This is a genomic window from Streptomyces rubrogriseus (genome assembly GCF_027947575.1).
In the GTDB taxonomy this organism is placed as follows: Bacteria; Actinomycetota; Actinomycetes; order Streptomycetales; family Streptomycetaceae; genus Streptomyces; species Streptomyces rubrogriseus.
Genome location: NZ_CP116256.1, coordinates 3377449 through 3403601 on the forward strand (window position 1 = coordinate 3377449; position 26153 = coordinate 3403601).

A 26153-nucleotide genomic window follows, 5' to 3' on the forward strand; every position below is an offset into this window, starting at 1 on the left:
CGCCCGACCCGGGTCATGGACCCCCGTCCGGAACACGGATGAGGACAGCCGACTGCTCAACCGGGGTCCTGGGCAAGGCGCTTTACGGAGGCTTGACCAAAGGGTCGGTTTCACCGCAGGTCGGCGGCGTATCCCGGTAGCACCCTGCGCATGGCGCGCAGCGCGTAGTACGCACGGGACTTCACGGTACCGGGTGGGATGCCGAGGGCGGCCGCGGCTTCCGCCACACTCGCCCCCTGGAAGTACACCAGCACCAGGACTTCACGGTGCTCCGGAGTGAGTGTCTTCACAGCCTCCCGCACATCGAGGGCGGCGGCGGCCCGTTCGGCGTGATCCGCGCAGACGCGCGCGTTCTCCAGCACGGCGTCGCCGACCTCCGGGGGGCGGGCCTGGCGGGCGCGGCGGGCGTCGATCGCGAGCCGCCGGGCCACGGTGAGCAGCCACGGCCGTACGGAGTCGAAGTCGTCGGCGCGCAGGGCCTCGGGATGCTGCCAGGCGCGGACCAGGGTCTCCTGCACCAGGTCCTCGGCGCGCTGCCGGTCGCCGTCGCTGAGCCGCAGCAGCAGCGCGAAGAGCGGCCGGCCGTGCTCGCGCTGCAGTGCGGCGAGCTCGTGCTCGGCGGTCGTCCCGTTCGCTGTGTCCGTGAGGGTGATTCCGGCCGTCATGGCCGTATGGCACCGCAGCGGACCGTGCGGGGACAGGGCGTACGCACGGGCGTGCGGCGGACGGTCGATCGCGTCGACGAACGGTTCGACGAACGGTCGGCGTGCGGCGGGTGTGTGGTCCGGGCACCCCGTTCGCGCACGCCGGACGGGCTAATGGGCGTGTCGGAGCCGCGTGTGACGAACCGAGCCTCTTTACCTGTTTGTAAGTAAATGTGACTTTTCATTGGTGTGTGCGACCCAGCGGAGTGAACGGATGATCACACGCAGCCGGCAGGTGGCCCTGGCCCTGACCGCCCTCCTCACCGCGGGCGCGGCCTGCCAGGCCCGCGACCACGAACCGCCGAAGCCGCCGGCGCCGGCCCCGTCCGCCGCGGACACCGGTGCCTTCACCCTGGTCGCCTCCGGAGACGTGCTCCCGCACGACTCGATCATCGAGCGGGCCCGCTTCGACGCCGGCGGCACCGGCTACGACTTCCGCCCCATGCTCGCCGGTGCCCGGCCCGTCGTCGCGCGGGCCGACCTCGCCCTGTGCCACATGGAGACCGTCTACGGCGCGAACGGCGACTACAGCGGCTACCCGCTCTTCAAGTCCCCGCCGGAGGTGGCCAAGGCGCTGGCCGCCACCGGCTACGACGGCTGCTCCACCGCCTCCAACCACAGCGTCGACGACGGCGCGGACGGCATCCGCCGCACCTTGGACGCCCTCGACCGGGCGGGCGTACGGCACGCCGGGACGGCGCGCACCGAGGCCGAGGCCGACATCGCGACGGTGCTGCGCGCGGGCCGGGCCCAGGTGGCCCACCTCGCCTACACCCTCCACACCAACGGCCACCCGCTGCCCGCGGACCAGCCCTGGGCGGTCGGTCTGATCGACGAGGCGCGCATCGTCGAGGACGCCCGGGCCGCTCGGAAGGCCGGCGCCGACGTCGTCGTCGTGTCGATGCACTGGGGCACCGAATGGCAGGACGAGCCCGACCAGGACCAGTTGGCGCTCGCCCGGAGCCTGACCGCGGCCCGCACCGGCGACCGCCCCGACATCGACCTGGTCCTCGGCACCCACGCCCATGTCCCGCAGGCCTACGAGAAGGTCAACGGCACCTGGGTGGTGTACGGCATGGGGGACCAGATCGCGGGCGAGATGGTCAACAACGAGGGCGTCCGGGATCCGCGCGGCAACCAGTCGGCCATCGGCCGCTTCACCTTCGCCCCGCCCGGCCGGGCCGGCGAACGCTGGAAGGTGACGAAGGCCGAGTTCGTGCCGCAGCTGTTCGACGTGGACGCCGGCCGGGTGGTGAACCTCAACCGGGCAATCGACGAGGGCGCCGACCTGCGCGCCGTGCGCGACCGCATCCGCGACGTGGTGCTCAGCCGGGGCGCCGCCGAGGACGGGCTCGTGATGGGGAGGTAGGTCAGGCGTCCGCCACGTGGTCCAGGGCCGTCAGCATGGCGTCGAGCACCCGCAGGCAGGTGGTGACGTCGGCGTCCGTGAGGTCCGAGCCGACTTCGCGGAGCAGTCGGTGCTCCCGGTCGAGGACCGCGTCGATCGTGTCCCGGCCCCGGGCGGTCAGCCGGATCAGCGAGGACCGGCGGTGCGCCGGGTTCGGGGTGCTCTCCACCAGGTCCTGGGCCGCGGCGTCGTTGACCATCCGCTGGACGAACTGACGGCTGATCGCCTGGGCCCGGCCCATCTGCGGCACGGTCATCGGCCCGCCGCGCCGCAGCATCGTGAGCACGGCGCGGACGCCCACGGACAGGCCGTCGCCGTCCAGGCCCTGCTCGACACCGCGCTGCGCGCGCCGGTAGAGGGGGCCGACCAGGTCGTACACCTCGGTGAGGCGCCGGGCGAGCGCGTCCGGGGGGAGGGGTGCGTCGATGTCGTTCACCCCGCCATCATGACACCCAGGTTGCCAAAGTCGACCTCACATGACACCTTGGTTGTCATGACTGCTGCTTCGGACCTCCGTTTCTTCACTTCCGCCGACGGCGACCTCGCCTACCGCGACACCGGAGCGGGAGACCCGGTCGTCCTGCTGCACTCCGGGTTCACCGACCACCGTGTGTTCGACGCCCAGATCCCGGCCCTGGCCCGCGAGTACCGAGTGATCGCCCCCGACGTGCGCGGACACGGCGCCTCGGCCAACGCGAGCAGGCCGTTCCGCTGGGCGGACGACCTCGCCGCGCTGCTCCGCCACCTCGACACCGGCCCCGCGGTACTCGTCGGCGTGTCCATGGGCGGGGCCATCGCCACCGACACGGTCCTCGAGTACCCGGAGCTGGTCCGTGCGGTGGTCGCCTGCGGGGCGTCCACCAGCGAGTTCGAGTACACCGACCCGTGGGTGCGCCAGGTGCAGGCCGACCAGGCCCGCGCCCTGGGCGCGGGCGACGTCGAGGGCTGGCTCGCGGCGTTCCTGCGCTTCGTGCCGGGGGAGCACCGCACCCTCGACGACGTCGACCCGGACGTGCTGCGCCTGGTGCGCGAGATGGCGCTCGGCACCCTCTCGAAGCACACGCCGGACGAGGTGAACCACCACGTGCCCCTGACCGGCACCTGGGCCCGGGTCCCCAAGATCGACGTCCCGGTCCTCGCGATCAACGGCGCCCTGGACGGGCCCGATCTGATCGCGGACGCGGAACGGCTCGCCCGTACGGTCCCGGACGGCCGCTCCATCCTCGTCGAGGGAGTCGCGCACTACCCGAACATGGAGCGGCCCGAGGTCTTCACGGACATCGTCGCCGCGTTCCTGCGCACCCTCTAGCGGCGGGCCAGCTCCGACTTCCGGTACGAGTACGCGAAGTAGATCACCAGGCCGACCACGAACCACACGGCGAACCGCACCCAGGTCTGCCACTGCAGGAACGTGATCAGCCAGATCGAGAAGACGATGCCCAGCGCCGGCACGAACGGCATCCACGGGGTACGGAAGGTGCGCGGCAGGTCAGGCTGCCGGTAGCGCAGCACGATCACCGCCGCGCACACCACCACGAACGCCAGCAGGATGCCGATGTTGGTCAGCTCTGCCGCCTCGCCGATCGGCAGGAACCCGGCGATCACCGCGGACGCCACCCCGACGATCCAGGTGACCCGCGTCGGCACGTGCCGCGTCGGGTGCGTCTTGGCGAACCACTTCGGCAGCAGCCCGTCGCGCGACATGGAGAACCACACCCGGGTCACGCCCAGCATGAAGGTGAACATCACCGTGAGGATGCCGATGATGGCGCCCACCGCGATGATGTCGGCCAGCGAGCTGAGCCCCACCGACTTGAACGCCGTCGAGAAGCCGCTCTCCGGGTCGATGTCCTTGTAGTTCTGCATGCCGGTCAGCACCAGACAGGCCGCCACGTACAGCACCATCGAGATGATCAGCGAGTAGATGATCGCCTTCGGCATGTGCCGCTGGGCGTCCTTCGACTCCTCGGCCGCCGTCGACATGGCGTCGTAGCCGAAGACCGCGAAGAACACCGTGGCCGCACCGGTGAACGCCCCGCCGACCCCGAACGGGAAGAACGGGTGGTAGTTCGAGCTGTTGATGTGGAAGACGCCCACCCCGATCACCAGCAGCACCACCAGCACCTTCAGCACGACCACGATCATCTCGAAGCGGGCCGCGTTCCTGATGCCCAGCGTCAGCAGGTACGCGATCAGCAGGCACAGCACGGCAGCGAACAGGTCGACCTTGTGCCCGTCCCCGGTGCCCGGCGCCCCCAGCATCCAGTTCGGCAGGTCGGCGCCCATCTCGCCGACCAGGAAGCTGAAGTAGCCCGAGATGCCGATCGCGACCACCGCCACGATCGCCGTGTACTCGAGGAGCAGGTCCCACCCGATGAACCAGCCCACCAGCTCGCCCAGGACCGCGTAGCCGTAGGTGTAGGCCGAGCCCGCCTTCGGGATCAGCCCGGCGAACTCCGCGTAGGACAGGGCGGCCGCGGCGCTCGCCACACCGGCGATGAGGAAGGAGATCAGGACCGCCGGGCCCGCCGTGCCGTTGGCGACCGTGCCGGCCAGCGTGAAGATCCCGGCCCCGATGATGCCGCCGACGCCGATCGCGGTCAGCTGCCACAGCCCCAGCGAGCGCACCAGGCCCCCGCCGCTCTCCGTCTCCTCGATGTGTTCGATGGGTTTGCGGCGGAGAACACCCTCACCCATGCGGAACCGGGCCATGCGCCTCACCTCTTCGTGAACGGCAAACGGCTGACGGTGGATCATGATGACGCAGACACGTCCGTGACGGAAGTCACGACGCACAGGGGTCCTCGGACACACACACCGACACCCTCTAGGGCACCACCGTCACCGGCCAGCGCCCCGCCTTCACCAGCCGCACCGCGACCGAGCCGACGAACCGGTGACCGGCCTGCTCGGAGGCGCCGACCACCACCGCGTCCGCCTTCAGCTCGTCGGCCGTCTGCCTCAGACCGCTGTACGGGTCGCCGCGGAACGTGTGGAACTCCCAGCGGATGTCGAATATCCCCTTCACCCGCTCGGTCGCCTCCCGGATCTGGGCCACCAGCTCCTCGGCGATCTCGTCGGTCGTCTCCGCCACCGACGCCCCGAGCGCCGCACCACCCGCAAGCACCGGCTGCACGTACACCACGGCGAGCAGGGCACCCTGCCGCCGGGCCATCCCACCGGCGTAGGCCGCGGCCCGCAGTGAGGAGTCGGAGCCGTCCACACCGACGACGATGACCTTCGGCCCGTCCGTGCCGCGTTCGAACTGATGGGAGTGCTGTTCCGTCACGCGGCGAGGTTATCGGAGACTTGGGTGATCTTGAGCCGGGCGGGTGGTTTCATGCCGCCGCACCGGTGTTGCTCAGGTGCGGCGTGCCGTGGCCGGGCGACTGATGAGTCATGAAGAAGGACCAGTTGCTCACCCGCCGCACCCTGCTCACCGGCGTCGCGGCCCTGGGCGCGGCCGGCGCCGGCGGCGCACTCGCGGCAGGCCTGGGACACGGCCCGTCCCGGCCGCCGGCCCCCGTACCCGCCCCTGGCCCCGTGCAGCGCAGCCCGCTCAAGCCCTCCGCCTACCGGCTCCAGCCGCTGACCGGATACGGCGCACCGCGTGCCGCGCCCGGCCGGCCCCCGGTGCGCAGCGAGCCGATCCTGCGCATGACGGGCCGGGGCCGCACCATGATGCTCACCTTCGACGACGGGCCCCACCCCGAGTACACCCCGCGGATCCTGGACACCCTGGCGAAGTACGAGGTGCGGGCGACGTTCTTCGTGTGCGGGGAGATGGCGGACTACAACCGGGACCTGCTGACGCGGATGGCCGACGAGGGACACGTGGTGGGCAACCACACCTGGTCCCACCCGCTGCTGACCAAACTCACCCGGCGGCGCATCCGCTCCGAGATGGAGCGTACGAGCGAGGTCGTCGAGCAGGCCTACGGGGAGGCGCCCCGCTGGTTCCGGGCCCCGTACGGAGCGTGGAACCGGGCCGCCTTCCAGCTCGGCGCGGACCTCGGCATGGAGCCGCTCGCCTGGACCGTGGACACCCTGGACTGGACGACACCCGGCACCGGCACCATCGTCGACCGGGTCGAGGAAGGCGCGGCCCCCGGTGTCGTGGTGCTCTCGCACGACGCCGGGGGCGACCGTTCGCAGAGTGTCCGTGCCCTGCGGCGCTATCTGCCCGAACTGCTCGACTCCGGCTACCACCTCACCGTCCCCCGACGGCGCCTGATCTGACCGCCGCCGGGCCCGCCCGGCCGGGGCACGCTCAGCGGACCTCGGCCAGGCGGGCGAAGGCGACCACGTTCCCGTCGTAGCCGTTCTGCTTGGTGAAACCGCCGCCGCAGGTGATGACCCGCAATTCGGGACTGCCCTTCGAGCCGTAGACCCGGTCGCCGGGGAAATTGTTCTTCTCGAACACTTCGATGCCGTAGATCTCGAAAACCGCCGTCTTTCCGTCCTGGCGGTGCACTTCCACCTTGTTTCCCTTTTTCAGGGCCCCGAGTCCGTAGAAGACGGCGGGGCCCTGCTGGTTGTCGACATGGCCGACCACGACCGCGGTGCCCTTCTCCCCCGGGGAGACCGCGCCGGTGAACCAGCCGGCCAGGTTCGGGTCCTCGGGCGGCGGCGCGTCGACCCAGCCGTCCGCGTCGAGACCGACCCCCATGACCGGGGCGTCGACCTGGATGGCGGGGATGGAGACCCGGTCGGGCACCGAGTACGCCAGCGGGGTCACCCCGGCCGCGGCGCCGTCGCCGGCCGCCGAGCGGGTGTCCGACGCCGCGGCCGACGCGGGCTGCGGGGGGCCCGCGTCGAATTCCCCGGAGCCGTTGCGGATGAGCGCGAGACCGGTCAGCAGAACAAGCGCTATCACGCCCCAGGGAGCGCGCTTCCTCCGCCGCTCCTCCTCTTCGGCCAACTCGGAGTCGTACATTCGCCATCCCCTCTCGACCCGGCCGTCGCCGGATCATCCGCGCATACGAGCACGCTAAGCGCCGTGCGGGGGACCGGCGACGGGGCGGCGGCGAACGGGTGGTGCGCGCGCCCTTGCGTGCGCCATCCGGGAGGCGACCGGCAAGATTTTCTGACGGGGCGTGACCTGCGGCGATATCCATGCGCGCGGTTTCGCTCCGGCAAGCCGCTCACCAGGACGGACCATTCCCGAAATGCGGCTGCGGGCAGGGCAACTGAGGGTCTTTCTGGGAGGCGCTTTCTCGCCGATCGACCGGGGACGGGACCCGGGGCGTCTTCCGCGGAGGATCACATGCGCAACACTCGTGCCCTCGCGGCAGCCGGCGCCGCCGTCGCTGTCCTCGGACTGGCCGCCCCCACGGCCACCGCGGGCGGCGACCACAACCAGCCGAGCAACATCGTCGCGCTGCCCAGCGTGATCGCCCGCGGCGGCCAGATGACCGTCACGGTCGACGGCTGCCCCCAGGGCGGCACCATGACCTCGGACGCCTTCCGGACCACCCACCTGACGCCGGTCAGGGGAGCCAACGAGACGTCCAAGGGCACCGCCACCATCAAGCAGGACGCCAGGCCGGGCTCGTACGACATCACCGTCAACTGCTCGGGCCGCCGGCTGACCCGGCCGGCCGCCTTCACCGTCATCGGCGGTGTCCGAGGCGGCCTCGGCGGCAGCAGCTCCAGCGGGGCGACCCCGACCGACATCGCGATCGGCGGCGGGCTCGTCGCCGCGGCCGTGGCCGGCGGCGGACTGTTCTGGATGCGCCGCCGGTCCGAGCGGCGGATCTGAACGCACGGCGCAGGACGGCAGCGGCACTTCGCCCCGGATCCGGTGGGATCCGGGGCGAAGTGCCGCTGCGCGATGCTGACGGGTCAGGCCCGGTCCTCGCCGGAACGGCGGCGCGAGAGGTGGTAGGCGGTGCCCACCGCGCCCGCGATGAGCGCCGCGCCGAGCCCGATCTGCTTCAGGTCGAACCCCGCGACGCTGCCGCCCTGCCCAGCGTGCACGCCCTTGTCGTGCCAGGGCTCGTCGGTCGGGTGGTGCGAGCCGCCGCCCGCGATCGTCAGGTCCACCGTGCCGGTCTTGTCCCGGCAGGCGAACGTCACCCGGTACACCGCCCCTCGCCGGGCGTCCCGGTCGACCCGCGCCGTGGCGGACGACTCGTCCCGGGGGATGGTGACCGTGTCGAACACCGGCGAGGTCACCGTGACCCGCCCCCGGCAGCCCGCCTCGGTACGGCCCACCCCCAGCGTGACCTGGCCGCCGGGTGCCACGGTGGCGGGGCTGACGGTGAAGCCGAACGTGTTCGAGCCCACGGCCCCGGCCGGTACGCAGGCGGAGAGGACGGCGGCGCCCAGCAGTGCGACCGAGGCGACGGGTATCGCGCGCATGGTGAATCCTCCGGATCCCCGAGGAGCGGCGGCGGACCTGTTCCGCTCGCGCCAGGAATGCACCTCGATGTCCGAAACGCTAGGAAGCCGTGCACGTCACCGCGATCGCAGTCGCGCGAATGGGGCAAGAGTGTGGGCCGCCCAGGGGACGGTGACGGCGTGTCGCCCGTCACCGTCCCCGCTGCCGTGTCAGTGCCGAGTCAGTCCCCGGCGCCGGGGAACAGGCTCAGGAACGGGTCGGTCGACGCCGAGACGCCCCTGCTGAAGGGGGCGTCGAAGTCCCAGATCAGGAAGAGCAGGAAGGCGATCAGCGCGGAGAACAGCCCCGCGAGGACCAGTTCGCGGGTGGTGCGCCGGATCTGCAGGGCGAAGACCATCCCGATGGTGATGACGGCGCCGGCGATCAGCCCGAACCACACCACCCCCGGCATGGTTGCCCCGGTCGACTGCGCACGGGCGTTGCGGGCCTGGTCCGCGATGGCCACCTGGTCCACGAGGGGCTGGTACGCCTGCGCCTCGAAGTCCGACCTCGGTTCGTAGTCCGTGACGTCCGCGCGTACCCGGTCGAGCAGCTCGGTGCCGCGGTCGGTCACCTCGCCGTGGTCGGCCATGGCCTTCCACTCGGTGGTGACGACGTGTCCGACATAGGCGTTGACATCCGCCCGGATGCGGTCACGGACGTCGGCCGGGTAGACCCGGGCACGTTCCGAGACCTCGTGCAGCGCGACGGCCTCCGTCTGCACGTCGGCCTCGGCGGCGCTGCGTGCCTCCCAGACACCGGCGATGGCCAGGCCCAGGACGATGGCGTACACCACGCCGATCCACATCGTCATGTACTCGATGACGTCCGGGGTCTCGGTGATGTCCTCGTCGTCGGACGCGGCGCGGTGCCGCAGGAGGGTGATGATGACCACCACGACACAGGCGGCCAGCATCGCGAGGGTGAGAACAAGCCATTCCGGCAAGGGATGCCTCCAGGATCAGCGCGCACGGAGCGCGGCGACGGCGACCACCGCGGGCACCGTGATGAGCAGGACGAAGACGAGCGGTGACGTGGTCCCGCGCGAGGAACGCTGCGGCGCCCGGGCGGCGCGGTGGCGCGGATAGTGCACCGGGCTGAGCGACGGACGGGGCGTGGGCGTGACCGAGGGTGCGGGCGCGGGTTCCGCGGGGCGGACCGGCGGCGGGGTGGGAGCGGGCGTCGGCGTCGGGCTCGGCTCAGGGGCGGGCCGCGGTGGAGCTAGGCCGCGGGGCGGGAGGCGGCGGCGGTTCGGGCTCCGGCGCCGGTGGCTTCGGCGGGGGCGGCTTCGGGGCGGGCGGAGGAGTGGGCTCGGGCGGGGGAGGCGTCGGTTCGGGGTCCGGCGGGGGTGTCGGCGTTGGTGTCGGTGTCGGTGTCGGCTTGGGGCAGGGCGGAAAGGTGGGCCAGGAGGCGCTCCCGGCGACCGCCACCGCGTCGGTGCCGTCCGGTCCGGTCGACGCGTACGCACACGCGTCGGCCCGGGCCACGCCGACCGGTATGCCGACGAGGGTGAACGTCAACGTCACCAGGGCCAACACCCGTCCGGCAGCGGCGGATCGGGTCGGTTCGGGTCCATGCACGACGCAGATCATGAAGCCTGGCGCACCGTCCCACGCCCGAGTGCCCGGTGATTGCCCCGAAGGAGGGACATGGCCCCACCAGGGGTTTGACGACGGCGGACCGGCCCGCGCCGGGGCCCGTAAACCTGTACGAGGCGCCGCGCGCCGGTGCCGGACGGGAAGAAATCCCGCGACCGGTTGAACACAACGGGCTTCCCCGTGCGTACCCAGTGTCGTGCGGCGGCCCAGCAGGGCGCCCCAACACCTTCGTGACGATCGGGGATTGACGATGAAGACCTCCTGGCGGAGCGCCTCACTCGTGGCGGGCGCCGCGGCGCTGCTGGCGCTGACGACGGCGTGCGGCCAGGACGGCGGCGGCCCCACCGGCAGCCAGAACGTGGGCGCCACGGCCGCCCCCGGCAACGTCGGCGACCTGGGCACCGGCGCCGGTGACGGAGTGGGCACCGGCGCGGGTGCCGGTGCCGGACAGGCCTCGGCGAGCGCGCCGGAGCCGGCGGGCAAGCTGTCCGTCTCGGCGAACGCCGAGATCGGCGATCTGGTGACCGACGGAGCGGGCCGCACCCTCTACCGCTTCGACGCCGACACCGCCCAGCCGCCCAAGACGACCTGCGAGAACGACTGCGCCACCAAGTGGCCGCCGGTCGCCGCGGACGACGCCCTCGCCGGCGAGGGCATCGACAAGGAGCTGCTCGGCGAGGTCACCCGTCCCGACGGCACCAAGCAGCTCACGATCGGCGGCTGGCCCGCGTACCGCTACGCCAAGGACACCGCCGCCGGGGACGTCAAGGGCCAGGGCGTCGGCAAGAAGTGGTACGCGCTGGCCGCCGACGGCAAGAAGGCCAAGGCCGAGCCGGCCGCCGGGCTGTCCACCCGCGAGGACCCGAAGCTCGGCGAGATCGTCGTCGACAAGAACGGCATGACCGTCTACCGCTTCATGAAGGACGAGGCCTGGCCGAAGCCGGTGTCGGCCTGCACCGGCGCCTGCCTGGCGAAATGGCCGGTCGTGGCGCCCGTCGAGGCGAACGACACCGAGGGCGTCGAGAAGAAGGGGCTGATGAGCTTCACCCGGCCCGACGGCGCCGCCCAGCAGACGATCGACTGCTGGCCCATCTACACCTTCGCCGGCGACAAGAAGGCCGGGGACACCAACGGTCAGGGCGTCGGCGGCACCTGGTACGCCGTCAAGCCCGACGGAAAACCGGTCGGCGCGCCGAAGAAGTAGCGACCTCCCGCCCGCCGCCCTTCGGCGTCCGACCAGCGGACCGTCCCCTCCGTGCCCAGCGGAGGGGACGGTCCCGTTCGTGCGCTTTGGCATGCCTTCGCCCACGGCACGTGCCCCGGGCAGTGACCGGGAACGGACGGTCAATTTCCGTTTGGGCTCGCCCCTTTGGCGGGCGATCAGTAGCCTCAGCTCGAACACCGGATCGCCTATGCCTTGGAGAGCTAGATGGAGCGTCCCGCCTGGGCCCCTCGCAGCATCGACATCTCGGTGCCCAGCGTGTCCCGGATCTACGACTTCTACCTGGGCGGTTCGCACAACTTCGAGGTGGACCGCGAAGCGGCCCGCAGGGCCATGGAGTTCATGCCGGGACTCCCCAAGATCATGCAGGCGAACCGGGCGTTCATGCGCCGGGCCGTGCGCTTCGCGGCCGGTGAGGGCATCGACCAGTTCCTCGACATCGGCTCCGGCATCCCGACCTTCGGGAACGTCCACGAGGTGGCCGGACGCAGCCGCCCCGGCGCCCGCGTGGTGTACGTGGACCACGACCCGGTGGCGGTCGCGCACAGCGAGGCCGTCCTGGCGGGCCACGACGACGCGGACGTCGTGGCCGGCGACCTGCTCAAGCCGCGGGAGATCCTGGCCAGTCCCCAGGTGGAGCGGCTGATCGACCTGAATCGGCCGGTCGCCCTGCTGCTGGTTGCCATACTGCACTTCGTGGAAGACGAGGACGACCCGTACGCTGCGGTGGCCGAGCTGAGCGACGCGCTCGCGCCCGGCAGTCTGCTCGTCCTCACGCACGCCTCGTACGAGGGCATCCCGCTGCCCGCCGAGCGGGCCGGGGGCGCGGTGGACGTGTACAAGGACATCCGCAATCCGCTGATCATGCGTTCGCGCGACGACATCGCGCGGTTCTTCGAGGGGTACGACATGGTGGAACCCGGACTGGTTCCGATGCCGCGCTGGAGGCCGGAGGGGGAGCCGGAGGAAGAGGACCCGTACGCGTTCTCCGGGTTCGCCGGCGTGGGGCGTACGGCGTGAGCGCCGAGCCGGACGGACCGGAGGACAGGCTGCGGCGGTTCGCGACGATCTGGAGCCGGGCCGTGTTCCCGGTGACCTCGACGTCGTCCACCCGGCCCGAGTTCGAGGCGGAACTGCTGCCGTTGGCCCGCCGGCTGAGCGACGTGCTGCGCGCCCGCGGCTTCGACGCGGAGGAGGCCAGGGCGGTCGGTGCCGCCCTCGTCGACGCGCACTGCACCGACCCCGACGCGCTCTCCCGGACGCTGGACTGCGTCGACGCCTACCTGGTGCTCTACTGCGGCGAGGACGGCGACCCGGAGGACCTGCGAGCCCGTTCGGCGCGGCTCCAGCACGCCATGGCGGCCGGGTTCGCCGGGGCACTGCGCGCCCGTACCCTCGCCGAGCAGGAGGCCATCGCGCAGGCCGCCCTGAAGGCGCAGGGAGTGGTGGCCGAGGCGCTGCACGCCAGCGAGGCCCGCTTTCGCGCGGTCTTCGAGGGCGCCGCCATAGGCATCGGCATCGCCGACCTGGACGGCAACGTCCTCCAGGTCAACGAGGCGTTGATGCGCATGTTCGGCATCGCCGACCCCACGCTGGGCGGGCGCCGGGCCACCGAGTGGACGCACCCCGACGACGCGCCGCAGACCTGGCGGCTCTACGACGAGCTGGTGCGCGGCGAGCGCGAGCACTACCACGTGGAGAAGGCCTTCTACCGGCCGGACGGCACCGTCCTGTGGACCAACCTCACCGTCTCCCTGCTGCGCGACGCCGACGGCACCCCGCAGTACCAGCTCGCGCTGATGGAGGACACCACCGAGCGGCGGCTGCTCAACCTGCGACTGCGCTACGAGGCCACCCACGACGCGCTCACCGGTCTGCCCAACCGCAGCTTCTTCTTCGAACGCCTGGAGAAGGCCCTGAACGCGGGCCCGGGCCAGCGCTTCGGCCTGTGCTACCTCGACCTCGACGGCTTCAAGACCGTCAACGACAGCCTCGGCCACGCGGCCGGCGACCGGCTGCTCGTGGAGGTCGCCGACCGCCTCCAGGCCTGCGCCACCGCGCCCGGCGAGATGGTGGCCCGGCTGGGCGGCGACGAGTTCGTGGCACTGACCACGGGCCCCGACACCCGGGACGGGGTCGACGAGCTGGCCGGCCGCATCATGAACGCGCTGCTCGCGCCGGTCAGCGTCGACGGCCGGGAACTGACCGTGCGCGGCAGCATCGGCATCGTCGAGGGCCCGGCGGGGGAGCGCAGCCCGGCCGAGGTGCTGCGCAGCGCCGACATCACCATGTACCGGGCCAAGTCGGCGGGGGGCAACCGCTTCGAGCTGGCCGACCCGGAGGCCGACGCCCGTGTCATCACCCGGCACGGGCTGACCACCGCGCTGCCCGCCGCCCTGGAGCGCGGCGAGTTCTTCATCGAGTACCAGCCCCTGGTCCACCTCGGTGACGGCAGCGTGCGCGGCGCCGAGGCGCTGGTGCGCTGGCTGCACCCGCAGCACGGGGTGCTCGGCCCCGACCGCTTCATCCCGCTCGCCGAGCACACGGGGCTGATCGTGCCGCTGGGCCGCTGGGTCCTGGAGCAGTCGGTGCGGCAGGCCCGCGTCTGGCGGGAGCGGTACGGCGAGAGCGGCGCCGCGGGCCCGCTGCGCATCAACGTCAACCTCTCGCCCTGCCAGCTCACCCATCCCGGCCTGGTCCAGGACACCGTCGAAATCCTGGAGCGGGCCGGAGTCACGCCCGACGCGCTGTGCCTGGAGGTCACCGAGTCGGCGCTGATCGGCGCCGACGACGACCTGCTGAAGCCGCTGCGCCGGCTGGCCGAGATGGGCGTCGACATCGCCCTGGACGACTTCGGCACCGGCTACTCCAACCTCGCCAACCTGCGCCGGCTGCCGGTGAGCGTCCTCAAGCTGGACCGCTCGTTCACGCAGAGCATGCAGCAGTTCCCGGCGGACCCCGTCGACCTGAAGATCGTCGAAGGGATCGTCGCCCTGGCCCACAGCCTGGACCTCGCGGTCACCGTGGAGGGCGTGGAGACCGGCGCCCAGGCCGAGCAGCTGCGCATACTGGGCTGCGACACGGCCCAGGGCTGGTACTACGCGCGCCCGGGGCCGCCGGAGCGGCTGCACGAACTGGCCCTGGTCGACGCCACGGGCTGAGCGGGGGCGGCGCCCGGCTCACGACCTGTGACGGCGGCTCGAACGGCGGGGTTGTGCGGGCCCGCCGCCCGGCTCAAGCCCCGTTACGGGCCGTTTCGGCGACCTCCGTGGCCGCGCGGACCAGGGCCGCGGTCGCCGTCGAGCGGGAATGCCGGGGCCAGGCGAGGGCCAGGACGACCGGCGGCGCGTCCGGGACCGGGCGGTAGACGACGCCGGGCCTCGGGTAGCGGGCGGTCACCGACACGGGCAGCAGGGTGACGACCTTGCCGAGGGAAACCGCGGTGAGCACCTGGGCCAGGTCGTCGTGGCCGCGCCGCGCCTCGTCGATGTGCCGCTCCACGCTGCCCGCGTCGAGGCCCAGGTCGGCCAGCTCCAGCCGGTCGCGGGCGGCGAGCGGGTGGCCCGCGGCGAGGACGGCGACGCGCGGTTCGGCGGCCACTGTCTCGGTGTCGAGGCCGGTGCCGTCGAACGGGGCGTGGACCAGGGCGACGTCCGCCTCGCCGGCGCGCAGCAGCCGCGGTTGCTCCTGCCACCCGCACAGCCGGACGGCGACCGGCACGGACCCGGGTTCCGACGCGTAGCGGGCGAGGATCGGCTCCAGCAGCCCCGCGTCCCCGTCGGCCTTCACGGCCAGCACCAGCTTCGGTCCCCCGGCCGCGCGCCGGGCCCGCCGCCCGGCGGCTTCCAGCGCGTCCAGCGCGACCCGCGCCTCGGCGAGCAGCACGTCCCCGGCCGGGGTCCGGGTGACACTGTGGGTGGTCCGCTCGAACAGGGCGACACCCAGCTCGGCCTCCAGCCGGCGGATCGCCCTGGACAGCGGTGGCGGGGAGATGCCCAGCCGCTCGGCGGCCCGCGCGAAGTTCAACTCCTCGGCGACCGCCACGAAGTAGCGCAGGGAACGCGACTCCATGTCCCGCCTCCCTCCGGTCCGCCCGGTATCGCCGCCCGGTATTGCCCTCAGGGTAACAAGCGGGACCCGATCGATCCTTCAGTTCCGGCCGCCCGGCGAACAGGATGGGAGAGCGCCCAAGAGCGAACGGCAGCAGGCTCCCCGCCCGGCGCGCACCCCTCTCTTCTCCCTCCCTGAACCGGAGTTGTGCTCGTGATCGTCATCACCACCCCGACCGGCGGAATCGGCCGGCAGGTCCTCGACAACGTCCTGGACGCCCTCGGCGCCCGGGACGACGGGACCGCCCTGCGCGTCGTCGCCCGCGATCCGGGCCGTCTCACCGACCGGGCCCGGGAGCGGGCCGAGGTGTTCCGGGGCTCGCACGCCGACCCCGAGGTCCTGGACGCGGCCTGTGAGGGCGCCGACCAGGTGTTCTGGCTGGTGCCGCCCGCGCCCGGCGCCGACAGCGTCGAGGGCCACTTCCGGGACTTCACGCTGCCGCTGTGCGAGGTGATCGCGCGGCGGGGTGTGGCACGGGTCGTGGCCGTGTCCAGCCTGGGGCGCGGTGTGGCGAAGGACGCCGGACCGATCTCCGCCTCGCTCGTCATGGACGACCGGATCGCCGCCACCGGCGTCCACTACCGGGCGCTGTGCCCGCCCTTCCTGATGGAGAACCTGCTCGGGCAGGCGGCCGCGCTGCGCGACACCGGCGAGTTCCGCATGGCGTACGCCGCCGACCGCGTCCTGCGCACCTGCGCCACCGCCGACATCGCCGCCACGGCCGCCCGGCTGCTCCTCGACGACTCCTGGACCGGCCGCGCCGACGTCCCGCTCGTCGGCCCCGACGAACTCACCCCGCAGGGCATGGCCGGGGTGCTGACCGACGTACTGGGCCGTCCGGTGCGGGTACGGGAGACCACCCCGGAGGCCTACAAGGCGTCCGCCCTGCGGTTCGGGGCGAGCGAGAGCGGGGCCCAGGGGCTGGCCGACATGGCCTCGGCGATGGACGCCCAGGGCTTCTACGGCGCGGCCGAGCCCAGCACCCCGGACACCGCGCCCACGAGCTTCCGCCGCTGGTGCGAAGAGGTCCTGCGGCCGGCCACGCTCGCCTGACGGCGGCTCCGGGCCACTGAACCGGCGCGGTCCCTCACCGCTCCAGCAGCATCCGCTGCAGCTCCCGAGCCGCCCGCGGCGGAGCCACGTCGCTGCGGTGGGCCAGGGCGATGGTCCGGTGCAGACCGGGCCGGGCCAGCGGGGTCACCCGCAGTCCGCGTCCGGAGCGGGCGGCCACCATCCGCGGGACGACCGCCATGCCGAGCCCGGCCCGCACGAAACCCAGCACCGCGTCCATCTCCCCGCCCTCCACGGCGAAGTCCGGCTCGAACCCGGCCGAGCGGCACGCGGCCACGGTCAGTTCCCGCAGGTCGTAGCCGTGCCGGAACATCACCAGACGCTCGCCCTCCAGGTCGGTGATGCGCACGGCACGGCGCCCGCCGCCCGGCCGGGGCGACTCCGGGGAGGACACCACCACCAGGTCCTCCCGCAGCAGCTCCACCGTGGTCAGCGCCGGTGAGGCGGTGGGCAGCGGCAGCACGACCAGGGCGAGGTCGAGCGCACCGCGCGCCAGCTCCCGCACCAGGTCGTGCGAACCGCCCTCCTCGATCAGCAACTGGATGCCGGGATAGCGGTCGTGGAAGGCGCGCAGCACGTCCGGGAGCAGGCCGGTGCACAGGCTCGGGGTGGCGCCCAGCCGGACCCGGCCGCGGCGCAGCTGGGCCAGCTCCAGCACCTCGTGCCGGGCGGTGTCCGCGTCCGCCAGGATGCGCCGGGCCAGCGGCAGCAGCGCCTCCCCGGCGTCGGTGAGCGTGATGTTCCCGCGCGCCCGCAGGAAGAGGTCGGCGCCCAGCTCCCGCTCCAGCGCCTTGATCTGCTGCGACAGCGAGGGCTGCGCCACGTGGACCACCTCGGCGGCCCGGGTGAAGTGCCGGGTCTCGGCGACCGCCACGAAGTACTGGAGCTGTTGCAACTGCATATCGCGAGCATACGCGGTCGATAGGCAGGCCCTATGGAATCCAGGCGTTCCATGTCTTGGACCGATGAGGCACCCGACCCGTAACGTCCTGTGACATGGCTCTGGCAACGCGGACGGACCGACGGCCGTCCATGGCGCGCACCGTGTGGGACTCGACCGTCGGCAAGAAGACAGTGATGGCGGTCAGCGGTCTCGTCATGCTGCTCTACCTGGTCGCCCACATGATCGGGAACCTGAAGATCTACTTCGGGGTCGAGGAGTTCAACCACTACGCCCACTGGCTGCGCACGGTCGGCGAGCCGTTCATGCACTACGAGTGGACGCTCTGGCTGATCCGTGTCGTGCTGGTGGTCGCCGTCGTCGCCCACGCCGTCTCCGCGTACCAGCTCAGCCGCCGCGACATCAAGGCGCGGCCCAGCAAGTACGTGCACAAGAAGGCCCGTTCCAGCTACGCGACGCGCACCATGCGCTGGGGCGGGATCATCCTCGGCCTGTTCATCGTCTGGCACCTCCTCGACCTGACCACCGGCACCGTGCACTCCGGCGGCTTCGAGACGGGCAAGCCCTACCAGAACGTCGTGGACACCTTCTCCACCTGGTACGGCAACGTCATCTACATCGTCGCGATGCTCGCCCTCGGCCTGCACATCCGGCACGGCTTCTGGAGCGCCGCCCAGACCCTCGGCGCCGGCAGCCGCACCCGCGACCGGGCCCTGAAGACGACCGCGAACGTCCTCGCGCTGCTGCTCACGATCGGCTTCGTCGCCGTACCCGTGGGCGTCATGACCGGAGTGGTGAGCTGACATGACTACCTACGCCGACTACACGACCGGCGAGCCGGTCGCCGACACCAAGGCCCCCGCCGGACCCGTCAACGAGCGCTGGGACACCCGCCGTTTCGAGGCGAAGCTGGTCAACCCCGCCAACCGGCGCGGGAAGACCGTCATCGTCGTCGGCACCGGCCTCGCGGGCGGCTCCGCCGGCGCGACGCTGGCCGAACAGGGCTACCACGTCGTCCAGTTCTGCTACCAGGACTCCCCGCGCCGGGCCCACTCCATCGCCGCGCAGGGCGGCATCAACGCCGCCAAGAACTACCGCAACGACGGCGACTCGATCCACCGCCTCTTCTACGACACCGTCAAGGGCGGCGACTTCCGCTCCCGCGAGTCCAACGTGCACCGGCTCGCGCAGATCTCGGTCGAGATCATCGACCAGTGCGTCGCGCAGGGCGTGCCCTTCGCCCGCGAGTACGGCGGACTGCTCGACACCCGCTCCTTCGGCGGCGTGCAGGTCTCCCGTACCTTCTACGCCCGCGGCCAGACGGGCCAGCAGCTGCTGCTCGGCGCCTACCAGGCGCTCAGCAGGCAGATCGCGGCCGGGAACATCGAGATGCACGCGCGCACCGAGATGCTCGACCTGATCGTCGTGGACGGCCGGGCCCGCGGCATCGTCGCCCGGGACCTGATCACCGGGAAGATCGACACCTACTACGCGGACGCCGTCGTCCTGGCCAGCGGCGGCTACGGCAACGTGTTCTACCTCTCCACCAACGCCATGAACTCCAACGCGACCGCCGTCTGGCGGGCGCACCGGCGCGGCGCCTACTTCGCCAACCCCTGCTTCACGCAGATCCACCCCACCTGCATCCCGCGCACCGGCGACCACCAGTCCAAGCTGACGCTGATGAGCGAGTCGCTGCGCAACGACGGCCGGATCTGGGTGCCCAAGGCCAAGGGCGACGACCGTCCCGCCAACAAGATCCCCGAGGACGAGCGCGACTACTACCTGGAGCGCATCTACCCGTCCTTCGGCAACCTCGTCCCGCGCGACATCGCCTCCCGCGCCGCGAAGAACGTCTGCGACGAGGGCAGGGGAGTGGGCCCCGGCGGCCAGGGCGTCTACCTGGACTTCGCCGACGCGATCAAGCGCATGGGCCGCAAGGCGGTCGAGGCCAAGTACGGCAACCTCTTCGACATGTACCAGCGGATCACCGACGAGGACCCGTACGAGGTACCGATGCGGATCTACCCCGCCGTGCACTACACGATGGGCGGCCTGTGGGTCGACTACGACCTCCAGACCACCGTGCCCGGCCTGTTCGCGATCGGCGAGGCCAACTTCTCCGACCACGGCGCCAACCGGCTCGGCGCCTCCGCGCTGATGCAGGGCCTGGCCGACGGCTACTTCGTACTGCCGGCCACCATCAACGACTACCTCGCCCGCAACCCGCTGGGGGACGACGTCGACGACGACCACCCGGTGGTGCAGGAGGTGCTGGCCGAGACCGAGGACCGGCTGAACCTGCTGCTGTCGGTGGACGGCGACCGCACCCCGGACTCCTTCCACCGGGAACTGGGCGAGCTGATGTGGGAGTTCTGCGGCATGGCCCGCACCGACTCCGGCCTGCGCAAGGCCCTGGAGCGCATCCCGCAGATCCGCGAGGAGTTCTGGCGGCGCATCAAGGTCCCCGGCACCGGCGAGGAGTTCAACCAGTCGCTGGAGAAGGCCAACCGCATCGTCGACTACCTGGAGCTCGCCGAGCTGATGTGCCTCGACGCGCTGCACCGCGCCGAGTCCTGCGGCGGCCACTTCCGCGAGGAGTCCCAGACCCCGGACGGCGAGGCGGCCCGCAGGGACGAGGAGTTCGGCTACGCCGCCGCCTGGGAGTTCACCGGCACCGGCGAGGCCCCCACCCTGCACAAGGAAGACCTGGTCTTCGAGTACGTCCACCCCACCCAGCGGAGCTACGCATGAAGCTCACCCTGCGCGTCTGGCGGCAGAAGAACGCCGACGCCGACGGCGCCATGTCCACATACCAGGTGGACGGAATCTCCAGCGACATGTCCTTCCTGGAGATGCTCGACACCCTCAACGAGGAGCTCATCCTCAAGGGCGAGGACCCCGTCGCCTTCGACCACGACTGCCGCGAGGGCATCTGCGGCGCCTGCTCGCTGGTCATCAACGGCGACGCCCACGGCCCCGAGCGCACCACCACCTGCCAACTGCACATGCGGTCCTTCAAGGACGGCGACACCATCGACATCGAGCCGTGGCGGGCCTCCGCCTTCCCGGTCGTCAAGGACCTCGTCGTCGACCGCTCGGCCTTCGACCGGATCATCCAGGCCGGCGGCTACATCACCGCGCCCACCGGTGCCGCGCCGGAGGCGCACGCCACGCCGGTGCCGAAGCCGGACGCCGACCTCGCCTTCGAGCACGCGGAGTGCATCGGCTGCGGCGCGTGCGTCGCCGCGTGCCCGAACGGCGCGGCGATGCTGTTCACGTCCGCGAAGGTGAACCACCTGAACGTCCTGCCGCAGGGCGCGCCCGAGCGGGAGACGCGGGTGCTGGACATGGTCGGGCAGATGGACGCGGAGGGCTTCGGCGGCTGCACGCTCACCGGCGAGTGCGCGACGGCCTGCCCCAAGGGCATCCCGCTGGTCTCCATCACCAGCATGAACAAGGAATGGCTGCGGGCCACGCGCAAGGTGGCCAAGAAGTAGCCCCCACGACGTTCGCCGACAGGTGCGGACGGACGGGGCCGGGAGAGGTGCTCCTCCCGGCCCCGTTTCGCTTGCGCGCGCCCGGCGTCCGGAAGGCGCGAGCGGGAGCCCGGCATTCAGGAAGCCCACATCCGCGCTCCCGGCAGTCGTCATGTGCAGTACAGCCGGCGTCGGAAGAACTGGGTCGGAGCCGTCCCCACGACCACCGTTCTCACGACCAGGAGAGCACCCATGACCGGCGTACTGACCGCTGACCGTCCCCCGAAGCCCGCCGCTCCCCGCCGCTACACCGTCACCCTCGCCCGCGACGAGGACGACGTGCGGGCCGCCCAGCGGCTGCGGCACGACGTGTTCGCCGGGGAGATGGGCGCGCTGCTGGCGAGCCCGCAACCCGGCTACGACGTCGACGCCTTCGACGCGTACTGCGACCACCTGCTCGTGCGCGAGGAGACGACCGGGCAGGTCGTCGGGACCTACCGGCTGCTGCCGCCGGAGCGCGCCGCGGTCGCCGGACGGCTGTACGCGGAGAGCGAGTTCGACCTCACCTCCCTGGACCCGATCCGGCCCTCCCTGGTCGAGGTCGGCCGGTCCTGTGTGCACCCCGACCACCGCGACGGCGCCGTCATCGGACTCGTCTGGGCCGGCATAGCCCGCTACATGACCGACCGCGGCCACGCCTGGCTGGCGGGTTGCTGTTCCCTCCCGCTCGCCGACGGCGGCGCCCTCGCCGCCGGAGCCTGGGACCGGGTGCGGACCAAGCACCTGGCGCCCGAGGAGTACCGGGTACGGCCGCTGCTGCCGTGGGTCCCCCGCCCGGCGGCGCCCGCCGCCCGCACCGAGCTGCCGGCGCTGCTGCGCGGCTACCTCCGGCTGGGCGCCTGGGTCTGCGGCGAGCCCGCGCACGACGTGGACTTCGGTGTCGCGGACCTGTACGTGCTGCTGCCGATGAACCGGGTCGACCCGCGCTACCTGCGGCACTTCCTCTCGCTGGCACCGGCCTGATGAGCGGCTGGCTGCCCCTGGCGCCCTGCACGCCCGCCGCGTGCGTGGAACGGACCCGGGCCGCGGCGGCCGTACCGCGCGCCGTGCTGCGCCTCACCGCGGTCGCCGTGCTGCTCCTCGCCGGGATCGCCGTCGTGCTGGCCCCCTCCGGCCTGCGGCGCAGGCTGCCCGCGGTCCTGGTGCGGCGCTGGTGCCGGTGGGTGGTGCGGGCCGCGGGGGTCCGGGTCCGCGTCACGGGAGCCGCCGTCCCCCGGGGCGGGCTGCTCCTCGTCGCCAACCACGTCTCCTGGCTCGACATTCCGCTGCTGGCCGCCGTACGCCCCGCGAGGATGCTGGCCAAGAGCGAGATCCGGCACTGGCCCGTGGCGGGCGGGCCGACGGGGCGCGCCGGGGTGCTGTTCATCGAACGGGACCGGCCGCGGGCCCTGCCGGGCACGGTCGACGCCGTCGCGCGGGCCCTGCGCGCGGGCGCCGCCGTGGCTGCCTTCCCCGAGGGCAGCACGTGGTGCGGACGGGCCCACGGACCCTTCCGCCGGGCGGTGTTCCAGGCCGCCCTGGACGCCGGGGTCCCGGTCCAGCCGGTCCGCATCCGCTACCGGGCCGGGGAGCGGGCGGTGAGCACGACGCCCGCGTTCGTCGGCGTGGACACGCTGCTCGCCTCCCTGTGGCGGGTGGCGTCGGCGCGCGGACTGACCGCCGAGGTGGAGGTGCGGCCCGTCGTACCGCCCGGCCGCCACCGCGACCGGCGTGCCCTCGCCCGGGCCACCGAGTACGCGGTCCACGGTGACCAGGGGAAAGCACCGTCGAAAAGTATGTGTGCTTTGTGAGGTTTGTGCCGTTTCCATACCGCTGGATGCGGACAACCGGAAGGCAGGCACTCGAAAGGAGGGTGATGGCAGATGATCACCCGTGAAGAGATCGCCAACGTCCTGGACCAACCGGTCTACGACGGTGACGGCAACAAGATCGGCGACGCGAAGCACGTCTTCTTCGACGACATGACCGGGCGCCCCGAGTGGGTGAGCGTCAAGACGGGCATGTTCGGCTCCACCGAGTCCTTCGTGCCCATCCGGGACGCCGCACTGGTGCAGGACCACCTCGAGGTTCCCTACGGCAAGGACCAGGTCAAGGGCGCGCCCTCTGTCGACGTCGACGCGGGCGGCCATCTGTCGGAGACCGAGGAGCACCGGCTCTACGACTACTACGGCATCAACTGGGACAGCGTGCTGTCCGAGGCCGAGCGCACCGACGACGACCGCTTCGCGACGGGACCGGGCACCGCCGGAGCCGCCGGAGCCGCCGGAACGGCTGGTGCCGCGGGACTGGCCGGTACGGCCGGTACGGCCGGTGCCGCGGGAACGGCGGGCGGCAGGACCGGACGCGAGGACGCCATGCGGCGCGAGGGCATGCGCGGCGACGAGGCCATGACCCGCTCCGAGGAGCAGATGCACATCGGCGTCGAACGCCACGAGTCCGGCCGGGCCAGGCTCCGCAAGTACGTGGTCACGGAAGAGGTCCAGCAGACCGTCCCGGTCACCCACGAGGAAGTGCGGGTGGTGCGCGAGCCCATCACGGACGCCAACCGTGACGAGGCCCTGGCCGGACCGGAGATCAGCGAGGCCGAGCACGAGGTCACGCTGCACGCGGAACGTCCCGTCGTGGAGACGGAGACGGTACCGGTGGAGCGGGTCCGGATGACCACGGAGGAGCTCACGGAGAACGAGACGGTGCGCGGCCAGGTCCGCAAGGAGCGCATCGAGGCCGAGACCGAGTCGTTCACCGAGGGTGAGACGAAGAACGCCCGGGACGACAAGCGGCGGGGCGGCAAGTGACCGTTTCCCGCGGTCGCGGGACCGGGCGCCGGTGAAGCGACTTCACCGGCGCTCCCCGCCGTCCAGGGCCCGGGCCAGATAGGGCGCCGTGGCACTTCCGCCTGCGCCCGCCACCTGGGCGGGCGTCCCCTCGGCGACGATCCGGCCGCCCGCGTCGCCGCCGCCCGGACCCAGGTCGATCACGTGGTCGGCGCCCGCGACGACACTCATGTCGTGCTCGACCACGACGACCGTGTGCCCGGCGTCGACGAGACCGTGCAACTGGCTCATGAGCACCTCGACATCGGCCGGGTGCAGACCGGTGGTCGGCTCGTCGAGGAGGTACAGGGTGTGCCCGCGGCGCCCCCGCTGAAGCTCGCTCGCGAGCTTGATGCGCTGCGCCTCCCCGCCGGACAGCTCCGTCGCCGGCTGGCCGAGCCGCAGATAGCCGAGACCGACGTCCAGCAGCGCGGCCAGGCTGCGGGCCACCGCCGGAGTGTCCGTGAAGAACTCCGCCGCGCCCTCCACCGTCAGGTCCAGCACCTCGGCGATGTTCCGCCCCCGGTACGCGACTTCCAGCGTCTCGGGGTTGTAGCGCGCCCCGCCGCAGTCCGGGCACGGCGCGTACGTACTCGGCAGGAACAGCAGCTCGACGCTGACGAAACCCTCGCCCTGGCAGGTCTCGCAGCGCCCGCCCGGGACGTTGAAGGAGAACCGGCCCACGCCGTAACCGCGCTCCCGCGCCCGGTCGGTGGCGGCGAAGACCTTGCGTACGACGTCGAACAGGCCGGTGTAGGTGGCCAGGTTGGAACGCGGGGTGCGGCCGATGGGCCGCTGGTCCACGGAGACCAGCCGGTCCACCCCCGGCAGGTCCTCGGTGATCTCGCCGACCAGCGTCGACTTGCCGGAGCCGGACACGCCCGTCACCGCGGTGAGCACACCGAGTGGGACCCGCACGCTCACCCCGCGCAGGTTGTGCCGGGTCACCGGACCGACCGTCACCGCGCCCCGCGGGATACGTACCTCGCGCACGGGCGCGGGGGAGCGGTCGAAGAGGTGACGGGCGGTGGCGGACTCCGCGACGCGGGCCAGTCCGTCGACCGGGCCGCTGTACAGCACCCGCCCGCCGTGCTCCCCGGACAGCGGACCGACGTCCACGATCCAGTCGGCGCCGCGCATCACACCCAGGTGGTGCTCCACCACGAACACCGAGTTGCCGGCCGCCTTCAGCCGTTCGAGCACCGTCAGGAGCGCCTCCGTGTCCGCCGGATGCAGTCCCGCCGAGGGCTCGTCCAGGACGTACACGACGCCGAACAGCCCGGAGCGCAGCTGGGTCGCCAGGCGCAGCCGCTGCAACTCGCCCGCCGACAGGGTGGGGGTCGGCCGGTCCAGGCTCAGATAGCCGAGCCCCAGCTCCACGACGGGCGCGATCCGGGAGGTGAGGTCCTCGGCCAGCACCCTGGCCGTCTCGCCCTCGGTCGGCAGCAGGCCGGGCAGCTCGGCGAGCGGCAGCGCGGCCAGCTCGGCGACGGTACGGCCGCCGACGGTCACCGCGAGCGCCTCGGCCCGCAGCCTGCCGCCGCCGCACACCGGGCAGGGCGCGCTGGTCAGGAAGCGCTCCGCCTTCGCCCGCAGCGTGGCGCTCTTCGAGTCCGCGAACGTCTTCAGCACGTAGCGCCGGGCGCTCATGTACGTGCCCTGGTACGGCCGCTGGATGCGGCCCGCGTCCCGCACCGGGTGGACCGTGACCACCGGCTGCTCGTCGGTGAACAGGATCCACTCCCGCGCCTCGGCGGGCAGCTCCCGCCAGGGCCGGTCCACGTCGTACCCGAGGGCGTCCAGGACGTCCCGCAGGTTCTTGCCCTGCCAGGCGCCCGGCCACGCGGCGATCGCACCGTCCCGGATCGACAGCGAGGGATCCGGGACCAGCAACTCCTCGGTCGTGCGGTGCACCCGGCCCAGCCCGTGGCACTCCGGGCAGGCCCCCGCCGCCGTGTTCGGCGAGAACGCGTCGGAGTCCAGCCGCTCGGCGCCCGGCGGGTACGTGCCGGCCCGGGAGAAGAGCATCCGCAGGGAGTTGGAGAGGTTGGTGACCGTCCCCACCGAGGAGCGGGACGTCGGCGTCGCCCGCCGCTGCTGGAGCGAGACGGCGGGCGGCAGCCCGGTGATACCGCCGACCTTGGGTGCGCCGACCTGGTGGATCAGCCGCCGGGCGTAGGGCGCGACCGACTCGAAGTAGCGCCGCTGCGCCTCCGCGTAGACCGTCCCGAAGGCCAGTGACGACTTCCCCGATCCGGAGACGCCCGTGAACACCGCCAGCACGTCCCGGGGGACGTCCACGTCGACGCCCTTGAGGTTGTGCTCGCGGGCGTCGCGCACGCGGACGTACGGGTCGTGGGGGCTGTGCATCGCGGCGGGCTCCGTACCGTGGGTGGGACAAACCC

25 protein-coding genes are annotated in these 26153 nt (G+C 72.3%); 14 read left to right on the forward strand and 11 right to left on the reverse strand.

Going from position 1 to position 26153, the window contains the following annotated elements; genetic code table 11:
* Positions 1-110: 110 nt before the first annotated feature.
* Positions 111-665 carry a sigma-70 family RNA polymerase sigma factor gene (locus Sru02f_RS15340; RefSeq protein WP_003977918.1) on the reverse strand — a complete coding sequence of 185 codons (555 nt, stop codon included), beginning with the start codon at positions 663-665 and terminating at the stop codon, positions 111-113.
* Between the two features lie 253 nt (positions 666-918).
* On the opposite strand from Sru02f_RS15340, the gene Sru02f_RS15345 reads away from it, so the two are divergent.
* Entirely contained in the window at positions 919-2073 is a 1155-nt protein-coding gene (locus Sru02f_RS15345) for a CapA family protein (protein WP_109030585.1), read from the forward strand.
* Between the two features lies 1 nt (position 2074).
* Here Sru02f_RS15345 and Sru02f_RS15350 read toward each other — a convergent pair whose 3' ends face one another.
* The gene (locus Sru02f_RS15350) at positions 2075-2548 is read right to left on the reverse strand and encodes a MarR family winged helix-turn-helix transcriptional regulator (RefSeq protein WP_011027459.1); all 474 of its coding nucleotides are present in this window, start codon (positions 2546-2548) and stop codon (positions 2075-2077) included.
* 57 nt (positions 2549-2605) lie between these two features.
* Here Sru02f_RS15350 and Sru02f_RS15355 point away from each other — a divergent pair, with 57 nt between their 5' ends.
* On the forward strand, positions 2606-3421 hold the full coding sequence (locus tag Sru02f_RS15355; protein WP_174855026.1) for an alpha/beta fold hydrolase: 816 nt from the start codon (positions 2606-2608) through the stop codon (positions 3419-3421).
* Here Sru02f_RS15355 and Sru02f_RS15360 read toward each other — a convergent pair.
* Together Sru02f_RS15360 and Sru02f_RS15365 are read right to left on the reverse strand one after the other, a co-directional pair.
* Positions 3418-4824 (reverse strand): amino acid permease, encoded by a 1407-nt coding sequence (locus Sru02f_RS15360; RefSeq protein WP_109030587.1) that lies wholly within the window; start codon positions 4822-4824, stop codon positions 3418-3420. The two genes, Sru02f_RS15355 and Sru02f_RS15360, sit on opposite strands and share 4 nt — an antisense overlap.
* Positions 4825-4939: 115 nt before the next feature.
* Positions 4940-5401 (reverse strand): universal stress protein, encoded by a 462-nt coding sequence (locus tag Sru02f_RS15365; protein WP_003977923.1) that lies wholly within the window; start codon positions 5399-5401, stop codon positions 4940-4942.
* Between the two features lie 110 nt (positions 5402-5511).
* On the opposite strand from Sru02f_RS15365, the gene Sru02f_RS15370 reads away from it, so the two are divergent.
* Positions 5512-6351, forward strand: coding sequence for a polysaccharide deacetylase family protein (locus Sru02f_RS15370; RefSeq protein ID WP_109030588.1), 840 nt, complete (start codon positions 5512-5514; stop codon positions 6349-6351).
* A 31-nt stretch (positions 6352-6382) separates the two neighbouring features.
* Here Sru02f_RS15370 and Sru02f_RS15375 read toward each other — a convergent pair whose 3' ends face one another.
* A complete protein-coding gene (locus Sru02f_RS15375; protein ID WP_109030589.1) occupies positions 6383-7048 on the reverse strand; it encodes a class F sortase in 666 nt (221 codons plus the stop codon).
* A 330-nt stretch (positions 7049-7378) separates the two neighbouring features.
* On the opposite strand from Sru02f_RS15375, the gene Sru02f_RS15380 reads away from it, so the two are divergent.
* Positions 7379-7873 (forward strand): hypothetical protein, encoded by a 495-nt coding sequence (locus Sru02f_RS15380; RefSeq protein ID WP_016325544.1) that lies wholly within the window; start codon positions 7379-7381, stop codon positions 7871-7873.
* A gap of 83 nt (positions 7874-7956) precedes the next feature.
* Here the strand turns inward: Sru02f_RS15380 and Sru02f_RS15385 are convergent, their stop codons facing one another.
* From Sru02f_RS15385 to Sru02f_RS15395, 3 genes are all read right to left on the reverse strand, one after another.
* Positions 7957-8475 (reverse strand): hypothetical protein, encoded by a 519-nt coding sequence (locus Sru02f_RS15385; protein ID WP_109030590.1) that lies wholly within the window; start codon positions 8473-8475, stop codon positions 7957-7959.
* 200 nt (positions 8476-8675) lie between these two features.
* Positions 8676-9440, reverse strand: a complete 765-nt coding sequence (locus Sru02f_RS15390; protein WP_109030591.1) for a bestrophin-like domain — start codon at positions 9438-9440, stop codon at positions 8676-8678.
* Positions 9441-9455: 15 nt separating this feature from the next.
* Positions 9456-9587, reverse strand: a complete 132-nt coding sequence (locus Sru02f_RS15395; RefSeq protein WP_016325543.1) for a hypothetical protein — start codon at positions 9585-9587, stop codon at positions 9456-9458.
* Between the two features lie 755 nt (positions 9588-10342).
* On the opposite strand from Sru02f_RS15395, the gene Sru02f_RS15400 reads away from it, so the two are divergent.
* The 3 genes from Sru02f_RS15400 (at position 10343) to rmdA (ending at position 14475) form a co-directional block, all read left to right on the forward strand.
* Positions 10343-11296 carry an SCO0930 family lipoprotein gene (locus Sru02f_RS15400; protein ID WP_109030592.1) on the forward strand — a complete coding sequence of 318 codons (954 nt, stop codon included), beginning with the start codon at positions 10343-10345 and terminating at the stop codon, positions 11294-11296.
* A gap of 225 nt (positions 11297-11521) precedes the next feature.
* On the forward strand, positions 11522-12334 hold the full coding sequence (locus Sru02f_RS15405) for an SAM-dependent methyltransferase (RefSeq protein WP_109030593.1): 813 nt from the start codon (positions 11522-11524) through the stop codon (positions 12332-12334).
* Positions 12331-14475 carry a cyclic Di-GMP phosphodiesterase RmdA gene (gene rmdA, locus Sru02f_RS15410; protein ID WP_109030594.1) on the forward strand — a complete coding sequence of 715 codons (2145 nt, stop codon included), beginning with the start codon at positions 12331-12333 and terminating at the stop codon, positions 14473-14475. The genes Sru02f_RS15405 and rmdA overlap by 4 nt, the downstream gene beginning before the upstream one ends.
* A 73-nt stretch (positions 14476-14548) precedes the next feature.
* Here rmdA and Sru02f_RS15415 read toward each other — a convergent pair whose 3' ends face one another.
* The gene (locus tag Sru02f_RS15415) at positions 14549-15385 is read right to left on the reverse strand and encodes a LysR family transcriptional regulator (protein ID WP_109030595.1); all 837 of its coding nucleotides are present in this window, start codon (positions 15383-15385) and stop codon (positions 14549-14551) included.
* Between the two features lie 192 nt (positions 15386-15577).
* Between Sru02f_RS15415 and Sru02f_RS15420 the strand changes: the two genes are divergently transcribed.
* A complete protein-coding gene (locus Sru02f_RS15420; protein WP_109031427.1) occupies positions 15578-16477 on the forward strand; it encodes an NAD(P)H-binding protein in 900 nt (299 codons plus the stop codon).
* Between the two features lie 34 nt (positions 16478-16511).
* Here the strand turns inward: Sru02f_RS15420 and Sru02f_RS15425 are convergent, their stop codons facing one another.
* Positions 16512-17396 carry a LysR family transcriptional regulator gene (locus Sru02f_RS15425; protein ID WP_052842528.1) on the reverse strand — a complete coding sequence of 295 codons (885 nt, stop codon included), beginning with the start codon at positions 17394-17396 and terminating at the stop codon, positions 16512-16514.
* 131 nt (positions 17397-17527) lie between these two features.
* Between Sru02f_RS15425 and Sru02f_RS15430 the strand changes: the two genes are divergently transcribed.
* The 6 genes from Sru02f_RS15430 (at position 17528) to Sru02f_RS15455 (ending at position 23730) form a co-directional block, all read left to right on the forward strand.
* Positions 17528-18199 carry a succinate dehydrogenase gene (locus Sru02f_RS15430; RefSeq protein ID WP_109030596.1) on the forward strand — a complete coding sequence of 224 codons (672 nt, stop codon included), beginning with the start codon at positions 17528-17530 and terminating at the stop codon, positions 18197-18199.
* A gap of 1 nt (position 18200) precedes the next feature.
* Complete coding sequence (locus Sru02f_RS15435) at positions 18201-20150, forward strand: fumarate reductase/succinate dehydrogenase flavoprotein subunit (RefSeq protein WP_109030597.1); 1950 nt, start codon at positions 18201-18203, stop codon at positions 20148-20150.
* Positions 20147-20896 (forward strand): succinate dehydrogenase/fumarate reductase iron-sulfur subunit, encoded by a 750-nt coding sequence (locus Sru02f_RS15440; RefSeq protein WP_109030598.1) that lies wholly within the window; start codon positions 20147-20149, stop codon positions 20894-20896. The genes Sru02f_RS15435 and Sru02f_RS15440 overlap by 4 nt, the downstream gene beginning before the upstream one ends.
* 231 nt (positions 20897-21127) lie before the next feature.
* Positions 21128-21898 carry a GNAT family N-acetyltransferase gene (locus tag Sru02f_RS15445; RefSeq protein WP_109030599.1) on the forward strand — a complete coding sequence of 257 codons (771 nt, stop codon included), beginning with the start codon at positions 21128-21130 and terminating at the stop codon, positions 21896-21898.
* Positions 21898-22725, forward strand: coding sequence for a lysophospholipid acyltransferase family protein (locus Sru02f_RS15450; RefSeq protein ID WP_109030600.1), 828 nt, complete (start codon positions 21898-21900; stop codon positions 22723-22725). Before Sru02f_RS15445 ends, Sru02f_RS15450 begins: the two co-directional genes overlap by 1 nt.
* A 72-nt stretch (positions 22726-22797) precedes the next feature.
* A complete protein-coding gene (locus tag Sru02f_RS15455) occupies positions 22798-23730 on the forward strand; it encodes a DUF2382 domain-containing protein (protein WP_109030601.1) in 933 nt (310 codons plus the stop codon).
* A 42-nt stretch (positions 23731-23772) separates the two neighbouring features.
* Here the strand turns inward: Sru02f_RS15455 and Sru02f_RS15460 are convergent, their stop codons facing one another.
* The gene (locus Sru02f_RS15460) at positions 23773-26118 is read right to left on the reverse strand and encodes an ATP-binding cassette domain-containing protein (protein ID WP_109030602.1); all 2346 of its coding nucleotides are present in this window, start codon (positions 26116-26118) and stop codon (positions 23773-23775) included.
* Positions 26119-26153: the final 35 nt, after the last annotated feature.

Bases quoted from the DNA above. Each gene is read 5' to 3' on its own strand.
- Sru02f_RS15400 (WP_109030592.1), top strand. From the start codon at position 10,343: ATGAAGACCTCCTGGCGGAGCGCCTCACTCGTGGCGGGCGCCGCGGCG.
- Sru02f_RS15360 (WP_109030587.1), bottom strand. From the start codon at position 4,824: ATGGCCCGGTTCCGCATGGGTGAGGGTGTTCTCCGCCGCAAACCCATC.
- Sru02f_RS15440 (WP_109030598.1), top strand. From the start codon at position 20,147: ATGAAGCTCACCCTGCGCGTCTGGCGGCAGAAGAACGCCGACGCCGAC.
- Sru02f_RS15425 (WP_052842528.1), bottom strand. From the start codon at position 17,396: ATGCAGTTGCAACAGCTCCAGTACTTCGTGGCGGTCGCCGAGACCCGG.
- Sru02f_RS15455 (WP_109030601.1), top strand. From the start codon at position 22,798: ATGATCACCCGTGAAGAGATCGCCAACGTCCTGGACCAACCGGTCTAC.
- Sru02f_RS15415 (WP_109030595.1), bottom strand. From the start codon at position 15,385: ATGGAGTCGCGTTCCCTGCGCTACTTCGTGGCGGTCGCCGAGGAGTTG.
- Sru02f_RS15435 (WP_109030597.1), top strand. From the start codon at position 18,201: ATGACTACCTACGCCGACTACACGACCGGCGAGCCGGTCGCCGACACC.
- Sru02f_RS15370 (WP_109030588.1), top strand. From the start codon at position 5,512: ATGAAGAAGGACCAGTTGCTCACCCGCCGCACCCTGCTCACCGGCGTC.
- Sru02f_RS15380 (WP_016325544.1), top strand. From the start codon at position 7,379: ATGCGCAACACTCGTGCCCTCGCGGCAGCCGGCGCCGCCGTCGCTGTC.
- Sru02f_RS15385 (WP_109030590.1), bottom strand. From the start codon at position 8,475: ATGCGCGCGATACCCGTCGCCTCGGTCGCACTGCTGGGCGCCGCCGTC.
- Sru02f_RS15345 (WP_109030585.1), top strand. From the start codon at position 919: ATGATCACACGCAGCCGGCAGGTGGCCCTGGCCCTGACCGCCCTCCTC.
- Sru02f_RS15405 (WP_109030593.1), top strand. From the start codon at position 11,522: ATGGAGCGTCCCGCCTGGGCCCCTCGCAGCATCGACATCTCGGTGCCC.
- Sru02f_RS15375 (WP_109030589.1), bottom strand. From the start codon at position 7,048: ATGTACGACTCCGAGTTGGCCGAAGAGGAGGAGCGGCGGAGGAAGCGC.
- Sru02f_RS15430 (WP_109030596.1), top strand. From the start codon at position 17,528: ATGGCGCGCACCGTGTGGGACTCGACCGTCGGCAAGAAGACAGTGATG.
- Sru02f_RS15460 (WP_109030602.1), bottom strand. From the start codon at position 26,118: ATGCACAGCCCCCACGACCCGTACGTCCGCGTGCGCGACGCCCGCGAG.
- Sru02f_RS15450 (WP_109030600.1), top strand. From the start codon at position 21,898: ATGAGCGGCTGGCTGCCCCTGGCGCCCTGCACGCCCGCCGCGTGCGTG.
- Sru02f_RS15445 (WP_109030599.1), top strand. From the start codon at position 21,128: ATGACCGGCGTACTGACCGCTGACCGTCCCCCGAAGCCCGCCGCTCCC.
- Sru02f_RS15355 (WP_174855026.1), top strand. From the start codon at position 2,606: ATGACTGCTGCTTCGGACCTCCGTTTCTTCACTTCCGCCGACGGCGAC.
- Sru02f_RS15340 (WP_003977918.1), bottom strand. From the start codon at position 665: ATGACGGCCGGAATCACCCTCACGGACACAGCGAACGGGACGACCGCC.